This is a genomic window from Pedobacter sp. G11 (genome assembly GCF_003860265.1).
In the GTDB taxonomy this organism is placed as follows: Bacteria; Bacteroidota; Bacteroidia; order Sphingobacteriales; family Sphingobacteriaceae; genus Pedobacter; species Pedobacter agri.
The window spans coordinates 2,957,951-2,981,521 of sequence record NZ_CP034190.1; the positions used below are offsets into that span (position 1 = coordinate 2,957,951).

Here is a 23,571-nt window from a genome sequence, read left to right on the forward strand (position 1 = left end):
AGTAATAAGTAATACGTTTAGGTTGTAGGTTTTGGTACGTGCAACTTAAAACTCACCACGTAAAACGCTAAAAATGTTCAAATTAAATTTAAAAATCGCCTGGCGCAACCTTTGGAAAAACAAAGTTTATGCAGCCATTAATATTGGTGGTTTAGCATTGGGCTTAACTGCTTTTGTGTTAATGCTTTTGTACATTAACCATGAGGAAAGTTATGATAGCTGGACTCCAGACCTTGAAAATGTTTTTCAAATCCGTGAAAAACATGATTTTTTTACGCCAGACAATAAAGAGCATTGGCAGGAAGCAACCGACAGCAGAATGGCCTCTTTGGTCAGAGAAAATATTCCACAAGCTGTTGCAGTAACAAAAGTAGATCAGGATTGGGAATGGAGTGCAGGTTATTCCGTAAAAGTTGATGGGGCAGATCCAATTTTAGTTAAACAGATAAAAGATGCTGACAGTAGTTTTTTCAGTGTTTTTAACTATCAGTTTTTGCATGGAAGTGCAGAGGCTGCATTAAGTACCCCAAAATCAATTGTGGTAAAGGAAAGCATTGCATTAAAATTATTTGGTACAGATAAAGTATTAGGCAAAACGGTAAAACTATTAATCTGGAGGAGCGATCCTGGGCAAATGTTTACCATAACTGGTGTTGTCAAAGAACCTAAAACTCCGCAATCCGTTAGTTTCAATGCCATCATCAGGACCGGAGAGCAAGATCATGATCCTGAAAACATCAGTAACAGGCACTTTTGTCAGGTATATGCTAAAATGAATGGTCCTGTGGATAGTACGGCCTTGAATAAAACGCTGCAAAGTGTATATGTAAATTTCAAGAAAGCAGCCTTTGCCAAGGAAAAGAAAAATTACAAGGATATTTACAAGAACGGCAACACCCCCGGACTTAGTGCCTTGAAAATTTCCGATGTTCATGCTAATCCGACCTTAAAGTTGAGTTGGAAAGATAAGTTGAAGCCTATAGTTGGAATTTCCATTTTCCTTCTTTTGGTATCAGTGATTAATTTCGTGAATTTGGCAACGGCACAATCTGTCCAAAGAGCGAAAGAAGTTGGCGTTAAAAAGGTTTTAGGCTCCTACAAAGGTCAGTTGTTAACGCAGTTTTTACTTGAATCTGCCATGCAAAGTATGGTATCTCTTTTTCTTTGTGTAGTTCTGGTTGAAATGGTTCTACCAGCGTTTAATCAAAATTTTAACGTCTCGCTGAGCTTTTGGTATAATCCTCAATTATTCATAATGATTGTGCAATTGCTTACTTTGTTTGTTTTAGTCACCCTTCTTGCTGGTTTTTATCCATCATGGATTTTATCAAATTATAATCCCGTTTCGGTTTTAAAAGGCAATTATGAGAATGGGCTAAAAGGCATTGCCTTAAGGAATATACTGGTCGTTTTTCAATTTGTGATTTCGGTAACTTTCATCATTGCCATTGGGGTAATGTATCAGCAAACAAAATATGTTAGCAATAAGGATTTAGGTTTTGAAAAAGGGAATCTCATTAACATCAAATCAAATTACGAAGAAAAATTTGCTGAGCGGTTGAGGACAGTTCCTGGAGTAAAATATATTGCTACAAGCACACAGGTGATGGGAAATGTATTCAATACGCCCGAAGTAATTACTTATAAAGAGAATAAAATTCCGGTGAATTCGGTTACGGTAACGATGGATGCTCTGCAAGCTTTGGGTGTTCAAGTGATGCAGGGTCGATTGTTTTCGAAGGACTACAAACAGGATACTGCCAATAGTGTGGTTATCAATGCGAGCGCTGCGAAATTAATTGATAAAAATCCGGTTGGGAAAACTTATGACTTACTACGTGATGATCGGAAATATACATTTCAAATTGTTGGCGTAATTAAAGATTATCACAATGAAGGGTTCGATAAGGCAGTGATGCCAACGATTTACAAAGTGACGCATTTGGGAGGGACGTCGACGACTAATAACATGCTGGTTCGTTTAGATGCAGCCAACAGTGGCGAAATCATTAAAAAAATAGAGGCAGAATGGAGATTGTTGTATCCGGATTATCCGATGACTTATATGAGCATGAATGATGCTTTCGATAAAATCCTAGAAGATAACAATAGGTTCGTAAATATGATTGTCTTGTTCAGCCTGGTGTCGGTTTCATTATCATTATTAGGGCTGTTTGCGCTTTCTACCTTTGTTGCAAAACGCAGAACAAGAGAAATCGCGGTTAGAAAAGTGCTTGGCGCATCAAATATCCAGATTGTAAATCTGCTAAATAAATCATTTTTGATACTGATTGTTGTGGCAAATTTAATCAGCTGGCCAATTGCCTACATTCTTATCAAAAAATGGCTGGATGGTTTTGCCTACCGGATAGATATGCCGGTTATCCCTTTTTTGCTTGCCACACTTGTTTCGATAGTGATTGCGGTTTTAACAGTTAGCATTCAGGCGAGAAAAGCTGCCGTAACAGATCCCGTGAACGCATTGAAATATGAATAAAGCTAAAGCCATATCCTAATACTTGATACTAAACACTTGATACTGACTAAAATGATAGAACTAAAAAATATAGAAAAATACTATTCTAACAAGGGCGTTAAGAATTATGTACTGCGCCATGTTAGTACAACAATTAAAAAAGGGGAATTTGTTTCAATCATGGGACCATCTGGTGCCGGAAAATCTACGTTGCTTAATATTTTAGGCATGCTGGAAGAGCCAACTTATGGTACCTACGAATTTCTTGGCGAAGATGTAACCACTTTAAATGAGCGAAAACGTATTGAATTGTATCGAAACCATATTGGTTTTGTATTTCAGGCATATCATTTAATTGATGAAATGACGGTTTACGAAAATATAGAAGCACCTTTACTTTATAAAAAGATTGGAGGCTCCGAACGGGCAAGTAGAATTGCTAATTTATTGGATCGCTTTAATATTGTAGCCAAAAAAGACTTGTTTCCAAATCAGCTTTCCGGCGGACAACAACAATTAGTGGGAATTGCCCGGGCTTTAGCCGCCCAGCCAAGCGTCATTCTGGCCGATGAGCCAACAGGTAATTTGCAATCTGCACAGGCTGAAGAAATTATGCAATTGTTTCAAAAGTTGAATCAGGAAGATGGAATAACCATTATACAGGTTACACATTCCGAGAAAAACGCTACCTACGGTAACCGCATTTTGCACATAGCCGATGGCGTAATTAAAGATGATGTGCAATTATCCAGTGCTAAGGCAATTTAACCTTATACACTCGGTAAGGATATGCTGTTCTGTCATTTCCCTTATTATATTTTGGTAACCGGTTTAATTGTGAGCAACTAAGGTAAAGAAAACCATCAGTACCAATTCCAAAAGAATCTGGCCAGCTTAACCTTTTATCGCTTACCAAAGTATGCAATTTGCCATCGGGCGAAACATATTTAATTGAATAATCTGGAGACGAACTCAGGTAGATGTTTCCTTTTTGGTCGGCAATCATACCATGGCATACGCCGGTTTCTGCCACCAGTTCTACTTTTTTAGAGAGCTCTTCCTTGCTTAATTTATCGTCTGCGAGAAATGTTGTAGCAATTCGGTAAAGTTTAGTCTGGTTAATTGCTCTGAAATAAAAGTATTTATTGTCTTTGGTCAGTGCAATACCATTAACATTAGAATTAAAAGGCTTCCCTTTGTCATCTACCACGTTGATACCATCAAGTTTCAAAACGAAATTGGGCTGCGAAATTGTCGATTGATCTTTCTCGAGCACTATTCTCGATTTTCCTGACTTCAAATTCAACACCACTACGGCACTCAAACCAGGATCTGATAGATAGGCAAGGTCTTTATCAGTGTCAACTACCAGATCGTTTAAACCGCTTTTATCTTTTGGCAAATCATCGAATTCGTAAATTCTAATCACTTTATCTGTCTTTAAATCAATTTTTAAAAGTTTAAATTGACCTGTTTTGCTTTTACCAGAATCTCCAAATACTGATGAACCACCGGAGGGTTTTGAATCCAATACCCAAAGAAAATTATTTTGATCAGCATATAAATCCTGAACATTTACAAAATGGTTTTGAGTATTAATACTGTCGATTTTATTCCATTCCAGGTCAGGAAATGCTTTCCGCTTCCCACTTACAATTTCAGTTAAGCCGTATAAATAAGGTTCATGTTTTGGAAATGAAACAAATAATCGATTTGAAACCGGGGAGACTGTTACGCCAATGGGCTGGTTTTTTTCAAAGGATGCAACTTCAAGCAGCTCTTGTGCATTACTTTTCATGCAGATATTAATAATTACAGTTAAAAGCAGGATAATTTTTTTCATTGTGGGTGCAATTTATTATAAGATTAACCTGATTTTAAATTTAATGTTTGCAAGTTTCATCTCATTAACTTAAGTATTTCAATAAGCCTTTAGATTTAGTCATGTAATCTCCGTTCTATCCTTACCTTTGTTTATGCAGAAGTCTTTTACTGATCAGATGGGGAATGAAATCCTGATTAATTTTCCTCCCAAAAGGATTGTCTCCATTGTGCCCTCTCAAACTGAACTCCTATTTGATTTAGGTTTAGATCATGAAATTATTGGTTTAACTAAATTTTGCATTCATCCAATAGAGAAATTTGCTGAACGCACAAAAGTTGGCGGAACGAAAAAGCTGAACATCGATCTTATCAAAGATTTGAAGCCCGATTTGATTATCGGTAACAAGGAAGAAAATACGCAAAGTGATATAGAAGAACTTGCAGAACACTTTCCGGTTTGGATGAGCGATATTTTCACATTAAATGATGCGATGAAAACCATCACTCAAATAGGGGAGTTGGTAGATCGTGAGCCTGAAGCAGCCTACTTGAACCATTTAATTTCTGCTGGTTTCAATGATCTGAAAACACTGGCCTTGCAAAATCAAATCGATAAAAAAGTTGCCTACCTCATTTGGCGGAAACCGTATATGGCGGCGGGTAAAAATACTTTCATCAACGATGTTTTAATTGCAAATGGGATGACAAATGTGATCAATCATGAGCGCTACCCGACAATTACGCTTGAAAAACTAAAATATTTAAATCCTCAGTTAATTCTACTCTCTTCTGAGCCTTACCCTTTTGCCGAAAAACATATTGAAGAAATACAAAAAGCCATCCCAAATGTGTCGATCAAATTGGTGGATGGTGAAATGTTTAGCTGGTATGGCAGCAGATTGGTGAAAGCTGTTCAGTATTTTTTTGAGTTTCAAAAGGAACTTTATTGAGTTGAGCTAGTCTGGATATTAGTTATACGCGATTTGTAATATCCTCCCAGTATTGCATTTATAATCCAATTCAAGAACTTTATCAATCAATTTATGTTTAATAATTAATAAGTTTAACTTACCAGATTAACCCATTATGAAAAAAATACTTTTACTATCATTATTTGTCGTGATGATGTTTGGCTGCGGTTCTATGAGGTCGGCTTCCAGTGGCGAAACGGTTTCAATTGAAGGAAGAATTACAAAGCTTGGAATGACAACCTTTCAATACGGCACGCATAGCATTACTTATGGTGGAAAACCGTACGCCTTAAGAAGCAGTAGTCTAAATTTAGATACTTATGTAGACAGGCAGGTTACTTTGAGAGGCACTAAGGTGGAAGGTTATCCGTTAGAAGGTGGACCGGAATTGATTGAAGTATCGGAAGTGGTGATGAAGTAGGTTATTAAGCCTGTCGAAGATAATCATAAATAGTTGCATGGTTTTGGGTTAGCTAAACCTGATTGACGCGAAAAGCGCCCGATTTTTTCATCGGGCCTTGAAGCAAAAAGCAGGACAGGAGTGAAATAATAGTACAACAATTGCTTTTCTGAATATTTTTTACAAACTATTCTCGTTCAAAATTAACCACTTAGCTTTTTTACGTGAAAATATTTAATAAATTATGATAGATACCTTTTGATTATTCAATCTAGTTTCTATCTTTGCAGTCCTTACAACATCCTAACTGCGGAAGTGGCGTAATTGGTAGCCGCACCAGACTTAGGATCTGGCGCTTCACGGCGTGGGGGTTCGAGTCCCTTCTTCCGCACAACAAGATAAAGGCCGTTTCGATTTAAACATCGGAACGGTTTTGTTTTTAAAAACAAGATTCAGAAAGAAATGAATATTACACAGGAAAAAACCGGCAACTTAAATGCTGTTGTAAAAATCAAAATCGCACCTGCTGATTATAGTGCAAAAGTAGAAAAGGCAATAAAAGACCAAGCTAAAAAAGCACAATTACCAGGTTTCCGTAAAGGAATGGTTCCTGCTGCTCACATTAAGAAAATGTATGGCAAAAGTATCTTGGTAGAAGAAGTTAATAACTTGTTAAACGATACTTTATCTAATTACATTACGGAGCAAAAATTAGAAATTTTAGGTCAACCACTTCCTCAAATGGATGATGCCCGCGAATTTAAGTGGGATAATACAGATGAATTTGAATTTGATTACGAGTTGGGTTTAGCACCTGCGTTTGATGTAAATATTTCTTCAAAAGATAAGTTTACTCAATATGTAGTTAAAGCGGATCAGGAAACTCTAGAAAGTCGTATCAAAAACATCCGTCGCAGCTATGGTAAAATGACTAACCCTGAGGTTGCTGCCGAAGGTGATGTTTTGTATGCTGAGTTGGTACAGTTAGGTACTGATGGCTCTGTTTTCGAAGGTGGAATTTCTAATACTGCAACTATCCGTTTAGATTTAATTAAGGATAAGAAAGTATTGAAATCATTGGTTGGTTTAAAGAAAGATGATGTTGTAACTGTTGATATTCAGACAGTTTTTGAAGATACTGCGGCGATTGCTAAAGCATTAAACATTTCTGAAGAAGATGCAGCCGATTTAAAATCTAACTTCCAGTTAACGGTTAAAAACGTAAATCGCTTAGAGGAATCAGATTTAAACCAGGAATTTTTTGATAAATTATTTGGTGAAGGTACTGTAACTGATGAGGCTGGTTTCAGAACTAAAATTCAGGAAGAAGTAGAAAGTATGTTTACACAAGATGCTGAACGTAAATTATCAAACGATATTTACGAAGCGCTTTTAGAAAAACATTCTTTTGATTTGCCAGATGAATTTTTACGTCGTTGGTTAAAAGCAACAAACGAAAAGTTAACTGATGAAGAATTGGCAGAAGGTTATGATGATTTCGCTAAAAACCTTAAATGGACTTTGATCGAAAATAAAATCATTAAAGATAATAGCATCGAAATTAAATATGAGGATGTTGTTGCTGCTGCTAAAGCTAAATTAGATGCACAATTTAGAATGTATAGCCCAAGCCCACTTCCAGAAGATCAATTGGCGCAATATGCAGTTCAATTCTTGCAGGATAAAGAAAATGCAAACCGCACATTTGAAGAAGTAAAAGCTGCTAAAACTTTCGAACAAATTAAAACCATCGTTACTTTAGATCAAAAAGATATTGATTACGATAAATTTGTTGAATTAGATAAGAAGTAATTGGCATGGTGCATGGAGCGGAAAAGCTTTGAATGCCATGTTTGAATAACAATTAAAAATCTTATTTTGCTTAATGGCAAAATTTAGATTTCAAGACCTATTAATTTGGCAGCGAGCTATTATTGTAGGTAATAGATTGATTGATATTTCTGAGAAATTAGAAGAAATAAAAAAGTTTAGATTCGCAGAGCAGCTTCGAGGAGCTGCTCTTAGCGTATCTAATAATATTGCAGAAGGATCGGGATCAAATTCTAATCTCGACTTTAAAAGGTTTTTGAACTACGCACATCGATCTATATTTGAAAATGCCAATATCATTCTAGTTCTGAATAAAAGGTTGTTGGTTTCTGACAAGGAGCTGGCAGATTTGTTGGAGGATTTAGATGTTTTAGCCAGGATGATTTCTAGTTTTTCAAAAAGCTTGAAATAATGAGTGCTATATTGTCAGCAAATTTGGTATGGTATACTCTTTGACTAACCAACTATAATTAAAATATTATTTATATTTTGGTTTTTTATTATTCACGAACCTATGGGGACAGGAACATCAAACTCTATGCCCTCTGCTAAAAAAACTCATTAAAATGAACATAGATCCACAAGAATTTAGAAAATTTGCCGTTAAACATCAAGGGATTGGCAGTTTACACGTAGATAAATTTATAGCACAGGCGAACATGAATCCTCAAAGCATGACGCCTTATATTATTGAGGAGCGCCAGCTTAATGTTGCGCAAATGGATGTTTTCTCGAGGTTAATGATGGACCGTATCATCTTTTTAGGTGATGCGATTTATGATCAGAATGCAAATATCATCCAAGCACAGTTATTGTTTTTACAATCAACCGATGCAGATAGAGACATTCAGATTTATATTAACTCTCCGGGTGGTTCTGTTTACGCTGGTTTAGGTATTTATGATACCATGCAATATATTCAGCCAGATGTGGCCACAATTTGTACCGGTATGGCTGCTTCAATGGGTGCTGTATTATTGGTTGCTGGTGCCAAAGGAAAACGTGCTGCTTTACCTCACTCAAGAGTAATGATTCACCAACCATCAGGAGGTGCACAAGGTGTGGCTTCAGATATGGAGATCAACTTGAGAGAGATGTTAAAATTGAAGAAAGAATTATACGATATTATTTCAGAGCACTCTGGCCAAACTTATGACTGGGTAGAGAGAGCTTCAGATCGCGATTACTGGATGACTGCCGATGAGGCAAAAGGATTTGGTATGGTTGATGAAGTTTTATCGAGAAACGCGAAAAAAGATGGCGAAACAAAATAAAGAATCCCGTTGCTCATTCTGCCATTCTGGCAAGCATGAAACTTTAATGTTAATTGAAGGTATGGATGCATTTATCTGTGATAAGTGTGTAACCCAGGCCAATCAATTGCTTGCTCAGGAATTAGGTACCAAAAACACAAAAAATATTCAGGCTGCAATTTCTCTGCTTAAACCCTTAGAAATTAAACAACACTTGGATCAATATGTGATTGGTCAGGATGATGCGAAAAAAGTGTTATCTGTAGCAGTTTACAACCATTACAAACGTTTGAATCAAAAAATTGATAAAGACGAGATTGAGATTGAAAAATCTAACATCATGTTGGTTGGCGAAACGGGAACAGGTAAAACACTTTTAGCTAAAACCATTGCTAAAATATTACACGTACCATTCTGCATCTGCGATGCAACAGTTTTAACTGAAGCAGGTTACGTAGGAGAGGACGTGGAGAGTATTTTAACACGTTTACTTCAAGCTGCTGATTATGATGTTGCTGCTGCAGAGCGTGGCATCGTATATATCGACGAAGTGGATAAGGTTGCCCGTAAAAGCGATAACCCGTCCATTACCCGTGATGTATCAGGCGAAGGCGTTCAGCAAGCGTTATTGAAGATTTTGGAAGGTACTGTGGTAAACGTTCCACCTCAAGGCGGGCGTAAACATCCAGACCAAAAAATGATTCCTGTAAACACCAATAATATTTTATTCATTTGCGGTGGTGCTTTTGATGGTATAGAACGTAAAATTGCGAACCGTTTACGTACGCAGGCAGTGGGTTATAAGGTGAAGAAAGACGAAGCTGTTTTAGATCTTAAAAACCTTTACAAATACATCACGCCGCAGGATTTAAAATCGTTTGGATTAATTCCTGAATTGATTGGTCGTATTCCGGTGCTGTCGCACTTAAATCCGCTGGATAAAGAATCTTTACGTAATATATTGACGGCGCCGAAAAACTCATTAATTAAACAATACATCAAGCTTTTTGCTTACGAAGATGTTAACTTAGTTTTTGAAGATGATGTTTTAGATTTTATTGTTGATAAAGCAATGGAATATAAGTTGGGCGCTCGTGGTCTAAGATCGATTTGCGAAGCGATTATGCTTGACGCGATGTTTGATACACCTACGCAGACGGATGTCAAGGAATTGCACATCAATCTCGATTATGCGATAGAAAAATTTGAAAAGGCCGACTTTAAAAAGTTACAAGCTGCATAAAAAAATCAAATCCTCTCGCGAAAGCGGGGGGATTTTTTTTAATATAATATTTGTTAACGCTATGCGCCCAGCGCTATGCTCAATGCTATTAAAATATGAATGAAGAAAAAGACGTAAAAAAAGATGAAACGATTGTAGGAAAATCAAAACGAGTAAAAGAAGTAGAAAGTCCGGTTAAATCTGGCTTGAAATCAAAAGATGAAATAGTTAAAAACTGGTTGCCTCGTTATACAGGCCGACCGTTAGATCAATTTGGTGACTATATTCTGCTAACCAACTTTAGTAAATATGTAAGCATGTTTTCTGAATGGAATGACAATGCACCTATCATGGGTTTAGATAAGCCAATGCAAAGTGTTACTGCGAATGGCATTACCATTATCAACTTCGGTATGGGTAGCCCGTTGGCGGCAACTATGATGGATTTGTTAACGGCGATTAAACCTAAAGCTGTTTTGTTTTTAGGTAAATGTGGCGGACTGAAAAAGAAAAATCAATTAGGTGATTTGATTCTGCCTATTGCAGCCATTAGGGGAGAAGGAACATCAAACGATTACTTGCCTGCTGAGGTTCCTGCATTGCCAGCCTTTGCTTTACAGAAAGCGATCTCCACTACCATTCGCGATCACGGTAGAGATTACTGGACGGGAACCTGTTATACTACGAACAGAAGGGTTTGGGAGCATGACAAGGAATTTAAAAAATACCTGAAAACCTTGAGGGCGATGGCTGTTGATATGGAAACTGCAACAATATTTACCACTGCATTTGCTAACAAAATTCCAGCTGGTGCAATATTACTAGTGTCAGATCAGCCGATGATTCCTGAAGGTGTTAAAACTGCAGAAAGCGATAGTACGGTTACAGAAAAGTATGTAGAAACACATTTGAGAATTGGTATCGACTCTTTAAAGCAATTGATTAATAATGGATTAACGGTTAAACACTTATTGTTTTAAGTAAGTGTTGTTGTTATTTATGTGAGATCGGTTAGCCGGTCTTTTTTTTTGCCTAAAATTTTAATCTTTCGGCTCTGGTAGATAGCCATGAAGAATTAAATCCTTGGAATCTTTTATATGATAATTACAGCCATTGTGTAGCAATACTATCCTGTCAGCAATGTTAATTATAGAATTGTAATAATGGTCGGTTACAATAAAGCCTTTGTGTATTTTTATACGATTGATGTGTCGTTTTAATTCCTCAACCATAAGTGGCGCTAGTTGAGAAAATGGTTCGTCCAAGAGCACAAAATCAGCATCACTATAAATGATTGTTAAGGCTTCGATAAATCTTCGGTTTCCGCCAGAAAGTTCCCTAAACTTATAATTAAGATTACTTGCAATCGATTCAATTTTCAGCAATTCATTTTTATGCGTATTGCAGAATATCTCAATCGCTTTTTTAACTGTAAGTTTTGAAGGTATAAAATTATCCTGCGGAAGATAGGAGAGGTTTTGAGAAAGATACCCTTTGTCAGTTATTGTATCGTTAATTTTTAAGAATTTGAAATCGGCTTTCAGGCTGCCAAATATTATTTTAAGTAAGGTTGATTTACCACTGCCATTTCTGCCTAACAAGCCAACAGTTTCCCCAATTTTACAATTTATAAAAACGCCATTTAATATTGCTTGTTGATTAAAGCTTTGGGTAACACTGTCAATAAAAAGTCCCTGCATAAAAGAAATGTTATGATAATGGTAAACAGCATAGCGATATCATAAATAATGATGTTGCTGAAAATTCTGCGAAATCTTAATCCCTGATTTTTATAGAAGTATGAATATTTGCTCAAAAAAAAGCGTTCGATAATAATTGAAAATATCCATCCAATGGGTTTCATGATTATGATCATAACATAAGGCCCGGGGTTTCTGTAACCATCAATTATAAAAAATAGACCAATCATGAGACTAACTAAAATGTTCCAAAACACAATAGGTTTGTATACCAGCATGGATTTTTTAAATAGTGCTACAGACATGTTTAAATATAAATAAAAACTCAGAAGCATGCTAAACAAAAAAAGACCGACAATTTTGTCGATCTTTTAAGTATTGTGAATATTCCAAATGGAATAATTATCCTAAATAAGATTTTAAGATTTTACTTCTAGAAGTATGACGTAAACGTTGTAAAGCTTTATCCTTAATTTGTCTCACACGTTCGCGGGTAAGGTTAAATTTTTCCCCAATTTCTTCTAATGAAAGTGGATGATTTGATCCTAAACCAAAAAATAAAACGATGATTTCTCTTTCTCTCTCCGTTAAGGTAGATAAAGAACGTTTAATTTCTTCTGATAATGATTCATTGATTAATGAACTATCCGTATTAGGTTCGTGGTTTTCCAATACATCTAATAATGTATTTTCTTCACCCTGAACAAATGGCGCATCCATAGATACGTGACGGCCAGAGTTACTTAGTGTGTCAGAAATCTTGTCAACTGTGGTTTCTAGGATATCTGCTAATTCTTCCGGCGATGGCTCACGCTCATATTCCTGCTCTAGCTTAGAAAAAGCTTTACTGATTTTACTTAATGAACCTACCTGGTTTAAAGGTAAACGAACAATACGGCTTTGTTCAGCAATAGCCTGCAAAATCGACTGACGAATCCACCAAACAGCGTAAGAAATGAATTTGAAACCCTTTGTTTCATCAAAACGTTTTGCCGCTTTGATCAAACCCAAGTTACCTTCGTTAATTAAATCACCTAAAGTTAAACCCTGATTTTGATATTGCTTTGCAACAGATACAACGAAACGTAAGTTGGTTTTAGTTAATCGCTCTAATGCAGCTTGATCGCCTTCACGAATCTTTCTTGCTAAAATTACCTCTTCCTCTGCTGTTATTAAATCTACTTTACCAATTTCGTGTAGGTACTTATCTAACGATTGACTTTCACGGTTGGTAATGGATTGCGTTATCTTGAGTTGTCTCATTTATACGTTTTGTGTGCTCTTTAATTGTTGAAGTGTGCAAAGTTACGAAATTGTATAGCAATCCGAAAGGATAAAATGCTGAAAATGTTGCCGTTTGCACATGTTTTTTACAGTTTTACTTACAACAAAAATCATTCCAAGAAAGTTTTTGTCTGTATTTATTAATATTGTTCTAATTTAATTGAAATCCGTTTATTATTTATTGTAAATCAATAAATATATTTTGATTTGTAATAATTTATTATTTATGTTTGTTTGGTAATTATTAAAAATATATGACGATTATTAAATTTCTTTTTTGGAAGATAAAGCAAATGTCTGCTAATAATTATATGATTTTATTCACCAAGTTAAGTATACGTCTATTACCCGTCTAATTTTTTATGCCGCTGCTATCTTAAAGAGAAATAGAGATTTAAAACAAGAAAACGATTTAACGATATGAAAATGAAAATAATTAATCAAATAACCATTATCAAAGCAGCTTACATTTTATTGTTAGCGGTAGTAATTCTTGTAAGTTTAAAAGAGGCCTCCAGAGGATTTATGGATGGATGGCAAGGTGTTACCAATGAAAAATCTAATAATAATTTAAACCCTAATGCTTTTCTAGAGCTTTTGTCGGGAATATTGATGTTAGTTAGTGCTTACTTAGGATAAAGAATTATTGCAATGCTATATGCATTTATTAATTCAGCAAAGAGTGATGATGTTTTTAATGTTAAAAATTATTCAAGGCTTTTGTGGATGGGTATAAACTCTATTATAACATCATTTTTGGTTTATTTTTATAATTTAATTAAGTTTTATGTTAAGCATGATGCTTTAAAAATTGATACTTTACGAAATGTAGATTTTAATTTTTGGTTGTTTGTATTCGGTTTAACATTGTTAGCTATAGCACTGGTATTTAAAAAAGGAATTGAACTTAAACAAGAAAACGATTTAACAATTTAAATTTATCCCGATACTACCGCATGCCAATCATAATAAATTTAGACGTAATGCTTGCCCGTCGCAAAATGTCGCTCACAGAGTTGAGTGAACGGGTGGGTATTACGATGTCTAATTTGTCTATATTAAAAACAGGCAAAGCGAAGGCCGTCCGGCTGGAAACCTTAGAGGCCATTTGTAAAGTTTTAGAATGCCAGCCCGGCGATATTCTGGAGTTTCGCCCGGAAACGTAACCGAAGAAGAAACAATTTAACCAATCTAAACCTGATCGTAGTGAAAATACTTTTTGAGTATCACGAGCCGTAAAATGTGCTTTCATGTTAAGGTTTGAAGCATCTGCAGTAATAAACCAGATGACAGCGGATTCAAAAAGATTGAAACGAATAGCAGGACTTTCATAACCGAAGATAATAGGAACCTGCTTTTCTAATTATATGATTTTGATTTATTTTTTGCTTAGGCTAACCATCCCGTCATTGCGAGGTACGAAACAATCCTAAAGCATCTACAATTAAGTGTAATAAGATTGCCTCGTACCTCGCAATGACGGCATTTCACAAAACGAAAAAACCTTTCAGCTTGCACTGAAAGGTTTCTATATTTTATGACTGCCGCTTTAAGCTTTAGTCTTTCTGCTTTAAACTTATTATGCTTGTTCAGCCAAAACTTTAGTTACTAAATCAGCAGCTTCTTTTAAAGCGATTGCAGAATAAACCTGAAGGCCAGACTCATCAATTAATTTCTTAGCCTCTTCAGCGTTTGTGCCTTGTAAACGGCAGATAATTGGCACCGGAATATCACCGATTTCTTTATAAGCATCGATAACACCCTGCGCAACACGGTCGCAACGAACAATACCACCGAAAATGTTAATTAAAATAGCTTTAACATTTGGGTCTTTCAAAATAATATTGAAAGCCGCTTTTACTGTTTGAGCGTTTGCAGTTCCACCCACGTCCAAGAAGTTAGCAGGCTCACCACCAGCTAATTTGATGATATCCATAGTTGCCATCGCTAAACCAGCACCATTAACCATACAACCTACGTTACCATCAAGGTTAACGAAGTTTAGGTTACTTGCACTTGCTTCAACTTCCATCGGATCTTCTTCCGTAACATCACGCATCGCTGCATAATCTGCGTGACGGAATAAACCGTTTTCATCTAAATTAACTTTAGCATCAACCGCAATAACTTTATCATCTGATGTTTTCAATACCGGATTGATTTCAAACATTGAAGAATCAGTTGCTTCGTAAGCTTTGTATAACGCAGTTACAAACTTAACCATCTCTTTAAAAGCATTGCCGCTCACACCTAAGTTGAACGCAATTTTACGAGCCTGAAAACCTTGTAAACCAACTTTTGGATCAATTTCTTCTTTAAAAATTAAATGTGGTGTATGCTCAGCAACTTCCTCGATATCCATACCACCTTCAGTACTGTACATAATAATATTACGGCCAGCCGCACGATCTAACAATACAGAAATATAGAATTCTTTAGTTTCAGAAGCACCTGGATAATAAACATCCTGAGCAACTAAAATTTTGTTCACTAATTTTCCTTCCGGACCGGTTTGAGGTGTAACCAATTGCATACCAATAATATCGGTAGCACGTTGTTTCACTTCATCAAGGTTTTTGGCTAGTTTAACACCACCACCTTTACCGCGACCACCAGCGTGGATTTGCGCTTTAATTACAACCCAGTCAGAATTGTAATCGATTTTTAATTGCTTAGCAGCCTCAACAGCTTGCTCAGGCGTATCGGCAACGATTCCTTCTTGAACGTTAACACCGAAACTTTTTAATATTTGTTTACCCTGGTATTCGTGAATATTCATTTGCTACAAAATTTGCCCAAAGCTACAATTTCAAACCCTTTAAACAAATAGCAATTTCCGATTTTTTCGAGAAAATGAACGTTTTATGTGAATCGGTTCAGGCAGCCCCGCTAACGCCGCAATCTTTTGATTTGTAGCGTTGACAAATTAATCGCCAATTGGAAAGAAACTTGTCAACTCCTGAAAAACAAATCAAAAGGATTTCCACTTTTATCAGGTTTATTTTAGAAATGGAGATGGTTCTTGGCAAAGCCTGCTCCTGCAGTTATGGTAACAGTTAACTTCCTGCAATTGGTGATCCAAAGATGCCTACGGCCATTTCTGCCCAGATTAAAAACAAAGCGATTAATATAATAATCAATGTTATTGTTCTTGAGGTGCCTGTTTTTATATTTCTGATGACCAGCTCGATGGCTAAGCCTGTGCTCAGCAGCAAAATGCCAGCCGCTACAAAATCTTCCGTGGTCCATTTGACTTCGTTGGTAAATTGCATCGCAATTAATGGAACGCATAAAATGGCTACAATTACGGCTAAAATGATTGTAATTCTCTGTTTTGAAGTAATTAATGTTTGTTCAGTTTTCATGATGTTTTGAATAAATTAAGTTATGAATAAAATTGATATTTACAGCCTGGCAGGATTATATTGATTGGACGATTTTAGATGAATCATAAACTGAAGATGTTTTGTTTTCGGTGTGATATAAAACTGCAGTGCCGGCAACTTTGTCAAGTTTTCTCATCATCTTCTGGAAATATTTAAAAAAGTTAAGTCTACCTGCCTTGAACAGTTTTTGATGAGCAAACCAGATCACTAAGCTTGTGCAAATGAAAAAACAGGTATAAGCATGGTAGGCGATAAATTTCGAGATAGAATTTTTTCCACTGAAAATAATATACAACCTTTCCTTTTGGAACGTAATGTGAGCAGCTTCGTCAATCAAAATATCTGTACAGATCTGTTTTAATAAAGTACAATTCGACGCATCTTTCAATGCCTGGTAGAAAATTTGTGCTGCACTTTCTACGGTGATCACAGCAATGGTCCACAGTTCCATGTTGGTATTATAATATCTGATTTTCCGGAACATGGTATCACCCCAGTCTTTAGTAATTCTGGGCTCATCAATTAAATCGAGGTATTTTCCCAGATTATTTCCATGTTTCTGTTCTTCTTTTATAAATAATTTTACCGCCTCCGGGTATTCGTTGTCATTTGTTTTTAGTGCATATTTTTTTGCGGCCTGTAGTAAGTTTTCACCTTCCGAAGTTTCACCTAATTGCCAGGCTTGTAGAGACTTGATGATCTCGCCTTTTTCAAACTTAGTGAGCTGTGGCTTTAATTGCCAGTCTATTCGTTTTACAGACGCATTTCTGGTAAAATATTTTTTCCAGTAAAGAGATGAATGGGTTTGCATAATCTTCATTTTATAAGTGGTTCATTAATCTGTTTTCGAAAATTCGATTTATCATGTTGCATAAAGCAAACCATGCCAATGCTGCAATGGCGAAAATCATGGCTGTGAGGTTATAGTTCCTTTTCATTTCTTAATTCCAAAGTATTTTGCCGTATTCCAATCCTGCAAATTCCACGAAAGCCAGCTAACCTTTTCATAGCGTTCTTTAAAAAAAGCAATTCTTTGATCGAGTCTTTTTTGAAGTTGTTCATCAGTAGAGCTGACCAAAATTTCGCCCTTAGGCACAAGGCTGCCATAACTGCTTGCGCTCATATTCAACTCTTCTCTGTTCTGGTGGATAACTGGTAAAGTTTTGTCAGAAAGCGATAGCAAATAATCAGCATCGAAAGCGATAAGCCCTTTATGAGTTAAATTGTATTTTACAATGGTAACATCCCAGTTAATTGTTGCAGAAGCCAATAATAGGATGTACCAGATGTTGCCGTTAACTCTGAGCAGGTAAAAGAAGGTTTTATGTTTGGCTACTTTGATATAAACAGTAGTTAAACCGATAATACAAAGCAGGGCGAAAACAATTACACCTATTCGTTTATAGGTTAAACCGTAAACTTCTATGTAGTGTGCATCGCGGATTAAAACTGAGATAACCAAAACACAATTCTGTATCATCCAGATAACAGCTAGTGTTTTAAGCGTTTTGCTTTTTGAGTAAAAATTCAGGTTTCCACGGAAGAAATAGACAATAATGGCCATGGCTAGCACTATACTGAAAATCAATGCATTTGTTCCGTCATGTAATTCTGCCGAGTAATTGGTTTCTGCAAAGTTTTTTCCTTTTCCCAGCCACAGCCACCAGATATCAATTCCATTTAATAAAAGCAACAGAAAATTTAATCCAACAAATGAAATTATGGCGATAACGTATTCAGTTTTTAAAGCCATTTTTTTAGAGATCACTCGTCCTATAAATGCATGAGTAATCTCGCTCCAAATCGATTTGAGTCGATTTTTATTTTTTTTACGAAGCAAGTCATCGCTCAAGCTCGCTTCTATTTTTTCAAAAACGTGCTCGTAGAAAGTGATTAATAATCCACCAGTTAAGGCTAAACCCAGGCAGAAATGGATAAAGCGTTCCAGGCTTAAATCATTAAATAAAAAGCCAAAAAACTGTGTTAATACATTTGCAATGTGATCTCCAAGTTCAGCAGCATATTTTTCGAAAATTTTGTTGGCGCCGCTGTAAATGCCGATAAAAATAAAGACGATAATTATTGGAAAAATAATGTATTTCAATGGTCTGAGTACAGGTCTGATTTTAAAATTTCCAATTTCAAGTTCGGATAAACGCTTGAACATAGTGGCCGGTATGGCAAATACTTGAAGAGTTGTTGCCATGATGGCTACCCAGACCGACCGAATACGCTGATAGTGAGAAAATCCAACAAACAAAAGTAAACTGATATAATAACTCGCAAGCGATAAGTTGGAATTATTGATCACTACAAGAATGGCAGCTGCCAGGTGCCCTAAAGCATACCATTTAAATTTTGCAGATTTAATAACTTCTTTGTTAAAAAAAGTTACCGTAACTACAAAAAGACTATAGATCAATAGGTTAATTGCAAGTCTCTCTGCCCAGAAGATCAAATTGAAGATTATCCCTCCGATTAAGGTTGAGAGTAGGAGATAGTTGGCGTTCGTTTTCATTTTTGTTATAATTTGAAATTCATAAGTTATTTTGAAAGTGCTTTGATTTTCAAAGTGAATTTTTAAAAAAAATATTTACAATTTGTTTATCATTTTTTCCAGTGCATCCAAATGCGCTTTAAATGCCTGTTTTCCTAATGGCGTAATCGAGTAGGTGGTGCTGGTTTTGCGCCCAATGAACCCTTTGTACACTTTAATAAATTCAGCTTGCTCCAGCGTATTCAGGTGTGATGCCAAATTTCCATCAGTTAATTCCAGCATTTGCTTCAAATCATTGAAACTAATTTCATCATTCACTACGAGCATAGACATTACACCCAGTCGAATGCGGCTGTCGAAAATTTTATTAAGATCTGCAATTGGGTTCTTCATTTCTATTGACCTCGCTCATATTTAAAATACATCACTAATCCATAAATAATGTGAAGGATGCCAAATCCAAATGCCCAGAATATTAATCCATATCCCGCAAAAAACATGCAAACCAAACCTAAAATAACTTCTAGGAAGCCTAAATATCGGATATCGCTGAAGGTATATTTGCTTGCATTTATTAATGATAAACCATAGAAAATTAAACAAGAAGGAGCGATGATGGCGTAAGTATGTGCGTGGTTCATCAGCAATGCAATAATAAATAATCCGCCTGCTACCAATGGAATAGCTAAGTTAACCAACAATGATTTTGAAGTTTTATCCCAGATAGGAAGATTATTTCGCTGACTTTTTCTGTAGGTAAACAAAATTCCACCTGCCAGGGCAATAATCAATACAAAAACCCCTAGCTTAATCAGGTTATATTCTAAGTCCATTTCGCCTTCTACACCATAACTGTAGCCTCTTTTGGCTATGAATTTTTCTATTTCATCATTTGCGAAATAAGCACCCATAAGGGCAATAACACCTGCGAAAACACCTGATAAGCCGCTTAAAGATATGAACCTCGAAGACCTATCCATCATCTGTCTGATGTCTTTTAACGCATTTAGTTGTTCCTCTGAATTACTCATTTTGAAAGTGCTTTGTTTTTCAAAGTTAAATAAGAATTTGGTAACTGCAAATTTTTTGTGAAAATGATTTGTAGATTTTTCCATCAGGATGATTGCAGCGAGAGGGATCGCAAAGATTGACGTATTTTTTGTTCCTGTTTTCGTCTATTCTTTCAAGCCGATAAGATATAATGTGTAATTCCGCAAGTTAGCTTTCAGCTTTAAGCATTTTGCTATAGTCTTTTACCTTTTATCTTAAACTTTTAACTAATTTTACCCCCATGCTTAAAGCCACTGGAATCAGAAAATCTTATGGAAATTTACAAATATTAAAGGGTGTAAATTTCGAGGTGCAGAAGGGAGAAATCGTCAGCATTATTGGGCCTTCGGGAGCAGGCAAAAGTACCTTGTTGCATATTTTAGGAACACTTGATAAACCGGATGAGGGTGAGGTAGAGCTGAAAGGAACAATAATCAGCAAGCTTAGTGGAGAATTGTTAAGTGCATTCCGAAATCAAAATATTGGCTTCGTTTTTCAATTTCATCATTTATTACCTGAATTTAGCGCTTTGGAAAATATTTGTATTCCAGCTTTTATTGCTAAAACAAATAAAAAGCAGGCTGAAATAAGGGGTTTGGAGTTACTTGATCTTTTCGGGTTGAAAGACAGGGCTCATCACAAACCTAATCAATTATCGGGCGGCGAGCAGCAAAGGGTGGCTATTGCCAGAGCGCTGATTAACAACCCGTCTATCATCCTGGCAGACGAACCTTCAGGGAATTTAGATTCTGAGAACGCTTCAGCATTACACCAGCTTTTTGTTACCCTTCGCGATAACTTTCAGCAAACTTTTGTTATCGTTACGCATAATGAGCATTTGGCTAAAACCAGTGATCGGGTAGTGACGATGAAGGATGGATTGATTGTATAACTTCCAGGTGTCGCTTAACGCATTTATCAAAGCGTTGGCGAAGTCAATTTAGCAATTCAACAACCAAAAAATAGTAGCGTTTCATATTACAACATTTAAACATTGAAAATACTCATTACAGGAGGAAATAACGCCAAAGCTTTAAAATTATTAAAGGCTTTTCCAACTCACTTTGTACTTTTAGCTGATTATGGCGAAGTGCCAGGAATCTTGACAGAAAATTATGCCTTTACATCTCTTGGTGCGCTAAATCAGGATAGTATTGCACATATATTACTGAATTTCTGTATCACGGAAGCCATTGATTGTATAGTCCCACTTCATCAATATGAAGTTGATCCATTGGCTAAAGCAGCAGTTTTGTTTAGCGAATATAATATTGAAGTATTAACTCCACCAGCAGAAGCCATATCGAAATATCTGCGGGTAGAGCTGAGTAGTTTCAAAAATTTTGCAGTTTTCATTAAAGGCGAGTGCATTTTTGCCAGTGGTGGTGAAATCTTTATCAAACAGGAAGAGGAGCTGAATGGTGTTTTTGGCTACAATGAGCCGAGTGACGATTTAAAATTATTTACAATTTAGCTATGGATGCCTACCAACTTGTGGCGGATAAGCAAGCCGTGATTTTCGAATTAGACGATGTGCTGTACCCTGAAAAGGATTACCTGCTTCAGGTTTATTATCTTTTTGCGCAATTTATAGAGTATAGTGAACTGAAAAATGCTCAGGCAATACTTGGGTTTATGAAAAATGAATTTGAGCAAAACGGACCTGGGAATTTGTTTGAAAAAACAGCTGCAGCTTTCGATATCGATTTGAAGTATCAACATAACTTCGATTTGCTACACCTTAATGCCCGTTTGCCGTTAAAGCTTTTACTGTTCAAAAACATGCTCGAATTTATGCAAGGATTGGTTGTAGACCGGAAAAAGATATTTATTGTTACTGCCGGCAATCCTGAACAACAACTTAATAAAATTAAGCAAACAGAATGGAATGGGCTGGAGCAATACCTAACTGTATTCTTCGCTGATGAACTTAAACAGCAGAAGTCAGAAATTTTTCAGAACATATTAAATGACAACAATTTATCTACAAAGGATGCGTTAGTTGTTGGTGCAAATAATTTTGATGCACAACAATCCAAATTAATTAATTTGCCGTATATTGTGTCACTAGAAATTTACAAATAAATATGTTTAAAAAAGTTAACGTGAGCAAGAGCATTGTGTTCTTGATGATTAGTGTAAGCGGGTTTTTAGCTTCTTGTAAAAAAAATAGCGCTGAGCCAGATGCAGACAATAGTATCCCGGTTGCTGAGAAAAATACACTTCAAACACCAACAGCCAACCGCGATTACTTGACCAGGGATTCCATATTCCTGTATGCAAAGCAAACTTATTTCTGGAATGTAGGTATGCCGGATTACGATACCTTTAATCCGAGAAAATATTCAAGCGATAATCAGGTGCTGGCAGCTTTAGCAGCTTTACCAAGTACTGGTGGAAAAGACAAGTATTCTTTCATTGATGATGGTACTGTTGCTGGTCAGTTGGGTGGGGTAAGTGGCGATTATGGTTTCTCTGCAAATTATGATGCTTCTAATTTATTACGCGTAAAGTCGGTTTATGCTACCTCTCCTGCAGGATTAGCAGGTTTGAGAAGAGGATACCAAATCACACGCGTGAATGGCAGAACTACATTAAGAACCAGTCAGAGCGATATTGATAATTTAAATGATGGTATTTTTGGTAGCAACCCAAGCATATCATTAACCGTAGTTAAGCCAGATGGAACTTCGCAAGATCTAGTCATCAACAGAGGAAGTTACAACATCAACCCAATTTTGTATTCGAATAGTTATACTGTTGGGGCGAAAAAAGTAGGTTATATTGTTTTTAACAGTTTTACTACCAATTCTGTTCCATTACTTGATGCGGCATTTTCCAAATTTAGCACTGACGGGGTTACAGAATTAATTGTTGATTTACGTTACAATGGTGGTGGCTCAGTTGCTACAGCAGAAGCTTTCACAAATTTAATCGCTCCATCTTCACAGAATGGAAAGGTGATGTATACCACTTATTGGACAAAAACAATGCAGGATGCCCAAGCAACCATTCTTCAAAACCAAAAGTTTTATGCTAAGGGAAATGATGGCGTAACCAGATTGTATTCATTTTTTGATTATTCGTATAAGCCAACAGCTGCTGCGGGTAATCAGGAGGTTTTCGCCAAACGTGGAAGCTTAAATGGATTAACACGAGTTTATTTTCTGGTAGCAGGTGGTACCGCTTCTGCCAGTGAGCTGTTGATCAATAACTTAAAACCTGTGATGGATGTGAAGTTAATTGGTAGAAAAACATATGGCAAGCCAGTAGGTTTCTTCTCTATCCGGATCGATAAAAAAGATTTGTACATTCCTCAATTTCAAACTAAAAACCAAGCTGATTTTGGTGATTATTTTGATGGATTAACTGTGGATAAAGACGTAGTCGACGATTTAACAAAAGATTTTGGCGATACCTCTGAAAAGTTATTAGCACAAGCATTAAATTATTCTGCCACTGGTGCTTTCACTTCGTATTTGAAAGATAATGCATTAAGTAGCACTTCGGGTGTATCGAGACAAGTAATCGATAGCAATAATGAACAATTAGACCATGAGTTTAAAGGGATGATTGAAACCCGAAAATTAAAGCTTAAACAATAAATTATATCAAGCTCCGATTTCCATCGGAGCTTTTTTTTATCTTAATTATTCAATAAAATCATCTTTTAGGGTT

Annotated in this window: 25 protein-coding genes and 1 tRNA gene; 17 read left to right on the forward strand and 9 right to left on the reverse strand. The window is 36.2% G+C overall.

Annotation, left to right across the window (positions count from 1 at the left end; genetic code table 11):
- Positions 1-73: 73 nt before the first annotated feature.
- Both EA772_RS12830 and EA772_RS12835 read left to right on the forward strand, forming a co-directional pair.
- Positions 74-2,497, forward strand: coding sequence for an ABC transporter permease (locus EA772_RS12830; RefSeq protein ID WP_124913579.1), 2,424 nt, complete (start codon positions 74-76; stop codon positions 2,495-2,497).
- A gap of 51 nt (positions 2,498-2,548) precedes the next feature.
- On the forward strand, positions 2,549-3,244 hold the full coding sequence (locus tag EA772_RS12835) for an ABC transporter ATP-binding protein (protein ID WP_124913580.1): 696 nt from the start codon (positions 2,549-2,551) through the stop codon (positions 3,242-3,244).
- Here the strand turns inward: EA772_RS12835 and EA772_RS12840 are convergent.
- On the reverse strand, positions 3,231-4,319 hold the full coding sequence (locus EA772_RS12840) for a major royal jelly family protein (protein ID WP_246833926.1): 1,089 nt from the start codon (positions 4,317-4,319) through the stop codon (positions 3,231-3,233). The genes EA772_RS12835 and EA772_RS12840 overlap by 14 nt on opposite strands.
- A gap of 133 nt (positions 4,320-4,452) precedes the next feature.
- Here EA772_RS12840 and EA772_RS12845 point away from each other — a divergent pair, with 133 nt between their 5' ends.
- The 8 genes from EA772_RS12845 to EA772_RS12880 all read left to right on the forward strand — a co-directional run bounded on the left by EA772_RS12845 (position 4,453) and on the right by EA772_RS12880 (position 10,956).
- The gene (locus tag EA772_RS12845) at positions 4,453-5,250 is read left to right on the forward strand and encodes a helical backbone metal receptor (protein ID WP_116169968.1); all 798 of its coding nucleotides are present in this window, start codon (positions 4,453-4,455) and stop codon (positions 5,248-5,250) included.
- Between the two features lie 136 nt (positions 5,251-5,386).
- On the forward strand, positions 5,387-5,692 hold the full coding sequence (locus EA772_RS12850; protein ID WP_124913581.1) for a hypothetical protein: 306 nt from the start codon (positions 5,387-5,389) through the stop codon (positions 5,690-5,692).
- A 288-nt stretch (positions 5,693-5,980) separates the two neighbouring features.
- Positions 5,981-6,062, forward strand: a tRNA-Leu gene (locus EA772_RS12855).
- A gap of 71 nt (positions 6,063-6,133) precedes the next feature.
- Entirely contained in the window at positions 6,134-7,483 is a 1,350-nt protein-coding gene (gene tig, locus EA772_RS12860; RefSeq protein WP_124913582.1) for a trigger factor, read from the forward strand.
- A 73-nt stretch (positions 7,484-7,556) separates the two neighbouring features.
- A complete protein-coding gene (locus EA772_RS12865; RefSeq protein WP_124913583.1) occupies positions 7,557-7,913 on the forward strand; it encodes a four helix bundle protein in 357 nt (118 codons plus the stop codon).
- A 154-nt stretch (positions 7,914-8,067) separates the two neighbouring features.
- Positions 8,068-8,775 (forward strand): ATP-dependent Clp endopeptidase proteolytic subunit ClpP, encoded by a 708-nt coding sequence (clpP, locus tag EA772_RS12870; RefSeq protein ID WP_010601355.1) that lies wholly within the window; start codon positions 8,068-8,070, stop codon positions 8,773-8,775.
- On the forward strand, positions 8,729-9,997 hold the full coding sequence (gene clpX / locus EA772_RS12875; RefSeq protein ID WP_370878396.1) for an ATP-dependent Clp protease ATP-binding subunit ClpX: 1,269 nt from the start codon (positions 8,729-8,731) through the stop codon (positions 9,995-9,997). Before clpP ends, clpX begins: the two co-directional genes overlap by 47 nt.
- Before the next feature lie 95 nt (positions 9,998-10,092).
- Positions 10,093-10,956: an AMP nucleosidase gene (locus tag EA772_RS12880; RefSeq protein ID WP_010601357.1), complete on the forward strand. Its 864-nt coding sequence runs from the start codon at positions 10,093-10,095 to the stop codon at positions 10,954-10,956.
- A gap of 60 nt (positions 10,957-11,016) precedes the next feature.
- Here EA772_RS12880 and EA772_RS12885 read toward each other — a convergent pair whose 3' ends face one another.
- Together EA772_RS12885 and EA772_RS12890 are read right to left on the reverse strand one after the other, a co-directional pair.
- Positions 11,017-11,676, reverse strand: a complete 660-nt coding sequence (locus tag EA772_RS12885) for an ATP-binding cassette domain-containing protein (RefSeq protein WP_124913584.1) — start codon at positions 11,674-11,676, stop codon at positions 11,017-11,019.
- Between the two features lie 402 nt (positions 11,677-12,078).
- Complete coding sequence (locus tag EA772_RS12890; protein WP_010601359.1) at positions 12,079-12,939, reverse strand: RNA polymerase sigma factor RpoD/SigA; 861 nt, start codon at positions 12,937-12,939, stop codon at positions 12,079-12,081.
- Between the two features lie 447 nt (positions 12,940-13,386).
- Between EA772_RS12890 and EA772_RS12895 the strand changes: the two genes are divergently transcribed.
- Genes EA772_RS12895 through EA772_RS12905 form a run of 3 tightly spaced genes read left to right on the forward strand, consistent with a single transcriptional unit; the run spans position 13,387 to position 14,126 of the window.
- Positions 13,387-13,599, forward strand: a complete 213-nt coding sequence (locus EA772_RS12895; RefSeq protein WP_124913585.1) for a hypothetical protein — start codon at positions 13,387-13,389, stop codon at positions 13,597-13,599.
- A 12-nt stretch (positions 13,600-13,611) separates the two neighbouring features.
- Positions 13,612-13,896, forward strand: coding sequence for a DUF2975 domain-containing protein (locus EA772_RS12900; RefSeq protein WP_124913586.1), 285 nt, complete (start codon positions 13,612-13,614; stop codon positions 13,894-13,896).
- A 20-nt stretch (positions 13,897-13,916) separates the two neighbouring features.
- Entirely contained in the window at positions 13,917-14,126 is a 210-nt protein-coding gene (locus EA772_RS12905; protein WP_124913587.1) for a helix-turn-helix transcriptional regulator, read from the forward strand.
- A gap of 413 nt (positions 14,127-14,539) precedes the next feature.
- On the opposite strand, the gene sucC is transcribed toward EA772_RS12905, so the two are convergent.
- The 6 genes from sucC to EA772_RS12935 form a co-directional block, all read right to left on the reverse strand.
- Complete coding sequence (gene sucC, locus EA772_RS12910) at positions 14,540-15,739, reverse strand: ADP-forming succinate--CoA ligase subunit beta (RefSeq protein WP_010601362.1); 1,200 nt, start codon at positions 15,737-15,739, stop codon at positions 14,540-14,542.
- A gap of 277 nt (positions 15,740-16,016) precedes the next feature.
- Positions 16,017-16,325, reverse strand: a complete 309-nt coding sequence (locus EA772_RS12915) for a hypothetical protein (RefSeq protein WP_124913588.1) — start codon at positions 16,323-16,325, stop codon at positions 16,017-16,019.
- 55 nt (positions 16,326-16,380) lie between these two features.
- Positions 16,381-17,157, reverse strand: coding sequence for a ferritin-like domain-containing protein (locus EA772_RS12920; protein ID WP_124913589.1), 777 nt, complete (start codon positions 17,155-17,157; stop codon positions 16,381-16,383).
- 123 nt (positions 17,158-17,280) lie between these two features.
- Positions 17,281-18,864, reverse strand: coding sequence for a DUF4173 domain-containing protein (locus EA772_RS12925; RefSeq protein WP_124913590.1), 1,584 nt, complete (start codon positions 18,862-18,864; stop codon positions 17,281-17,283).
- A 75-nt stretch (positions 18,865-18,939) separates the two neighbouring features.
- Positions 18,940-19,236, reverse strand: a complete 297-nt coding sequence (locus tag EA772_RS12930) for a transcriptional regulator (protein WP_116169979.1) — start codon at positions 19,234-19,236, stop codon at positions 18,940-18,942.
- 2 nt (positions 19,237-19,238) lie between these two features.
- Entirely contained in the window at positions 19,239-19,874 is a 636-nt protein-coding gene (locus tag EA772_RS12935) for a hypothetical protein (RefSeq protein ID WP_168187541.1), read from the reverse strand.
- Positions 19,875-20,134: 260 nt separating this feature from the next.
- Between EA772_RS12935 and EA772_RS12940 the strand changes: the two genes are divergently transcribed.
- The 4 genes from EA772_RS12940 to EA772_RS12955 all read left to right on the forward strand — a co-directional run bounded on the left by EA772_RS12940 (position 20,135) and on the right by EA772_RS12955 (position 23,498).
- The gene (locus tag EA772_RS12940; protein ID WP_116169981.1) at positions 20,135-20,785 is read left to right on the forward strand and encodes an ABC transporter ATP-binding protein; all 651 of its coding nucleotides are present in this window, start codon (positions 20,135-20,137) and stop codon (positions 20,783-20,785) included.
- Between the two features lie 102 nt (positions 20,786-20,887).
- Positions 20,888-21,367, forward strand: a complete 480-nt coding sequence (locus EA772_RS12945; RefSeq protein ID WP_124913592.1) for a hypothetical protein — start codon at positions 20,888-20,890, stop codon at positions 21,365-21,367.
- 2 nt (positions 21,368-21,369) lie between these two features.
- Entirely contained in the window at positions 21,370-21,978 is a 609-nt protein-coding gene (locus tag EA772_RS12950) for an HAD hydrolase-like protein (RefSeq protein ID WP_116169983.1), read from the forward strand.
- Positions 21,979-21,998: 20 nt separating this feature from the next.
- Positions 21,999-23,498, forward strand: coding sequence for a S41 family peptidase (locus EA772_RS12955; RefSeq protein WP_168187542.1), 1,500 nt, complete (start codon positions 21,999-22,001; stop codon positions 23,496-23,498).
- Positions 23,499-23,571: the final 73 nt, after the last annotated feature.

Bases quoted from the DNA above. Each gene is read 5' to 3' on its own strand.
- EA772_RS12830 (WP_124913579.1), top strand. From the start codon at position 74: ATGTTCAAATTAAATTTAAAAATCGCCTGGCGCAACCTTTGGAAAAAC.
- EA772_RS12835 (WP_124913580.1), top strand. From the start codon at position 2,549: ATGATAGAACTAAAAAATATAGAAAAATACTATTCTAACAAGGGCGTT.
- EA772_RS12840 (WP_246833926.1), bottom strand. From the start codon at position 4,319: ATGAAAAAAATTATCCTGCTTTTAACTGTAATTATTAATATCTGCATG.
- EA772_RS12845 (WP_116169968.1), top strand. From the start codon at position 4,453: ATGCAGAAGTCTTTTACTGATCAGATGGGGAATGAAATCCTGATTAAT.
- EA772_RS12850 (WP_124913581.1), top strand. From the start codon at position 5,387: ATGAAAAAAATACTTTTACTATCATTATTTGTCGTGATGATGTTTGGC.
- tig (WP_124913582.1), top strand. From the start codon at position 6,134: ATGAATATTACACAGGAAAAAACCGGCAACTTAAATGCTGTTGTAAAA.
- EA772_RS12865 (WP_124913583.1), top strand. From the start codon at position 7,557: ATGGCAAAATTTAGATTTCAAGACCTATTAATTTGGCAGCGAGCTATT.
- clpP (WP_010601355.1), top strand. From the start codon at position 8,068: ATGAACATAGATCCACAAGAATTTAGAAAATTTGCCGTTAAACATCAA.
- clpX (WP_370878396.1), top strand. From the start codon at position 8,729: ATGAAGTTTTATCGAGAAACGCGAAAAAAGATGGCGAAACAAAATAAA.
- EA772_RS12880 (WP_010601357.1), top strand. From the start codon at position 10,093: ATGAATGAAGAAAAAGACGTAAAAAAAGATGAAACGATTGTAGGAAAA.
- EA772_RS12885 (WP_124913584.1), bottom strand. From the start codon at position 11,676: ATGCAGGGACTTTTTATTGACAGTGTTACCCAAAGCTTTAATCAACAA.
- EA772_RS12890 (WP_010601359.1), bottom strand. From the start codon at position 12,939: ATGAGACAACTCAAGATAACGCAATCCATTACCAACCGTGAAAGTCAA.
- EA772_RS12895 (WP_124913585.1), top strand. From the start codon at position 13,387: ATGAAAATAATTAATCAAATAACCATTATCAAAGCAGCTTACATTTTA.
- EA772_RS12900 (WP_124913586.1), top strand. From the start codon at position 13,612: ATGCTATATGCATTTATTAATTCAGCAAAGAGTGATGATGTTTTTAAT.
- EA772_RS12905 (WP_124913587.1), top strand. From the start codon at position 13,917: ATGCCAATCATAATAAATTTAGACGTAATGCTTGCCCGTCGCAAAATG.
- sucC (WP_010601362.1), bottom strand. From the start codon at position 15,739: ATGAATATTCACGAATACCAGGGTAAACAAATATTAAAAAGTTTCGGT.
- EA772_RS12915 (WP_124913588.1), bottom strand. From the start codon at position 16,325: ATGAAAACTGAACAAACATTAATTACTTCAAAACAGAGAATTACAATC.
- EA772_RS12920 (WP_124913589.1), bottom strand. From the start codon at position 17,157: ATGCAAACCCATTCATCTCTTTACTGGAAAAAATATTTTACCAGAAAT.
- EA772_RS12925 (WP_124913590.1), bottom strand. From the start codon at position 18,864: ATGAAAACGAACGCCAACTATCTCCTACTCTCAACCTTAATCGGAGGG.
- EA772_RS12930 (WP_116169979.1), bottom strand. From the start codon at position 19,236: ATGAAGAACCCAATTGCAGATCTTAATAAAATTTTCGACAGCCGCATT.
- EA772_RS12935 (WP_168187541.1), bottom strand. From the start codon at position 19,874: ATGAGTAATTCAGAGGAACAACTAAATGCGTTAAAAGACATCAGACAG.
- EA772_RS12940 (WP_116169981.1), top strand. From the start codon at position 20,135: ATGCTTAAAGCCACTGGAATCAGAAAATCTTATGGAAATTTACAAATA.
- EA772_RS12950 (WP_116169983.1), top strand. From the start codon at position 21,370: ATGGATGCCTACCAACTTGTGGCGGATAAGCAAGCCGTGATTTTCGAA.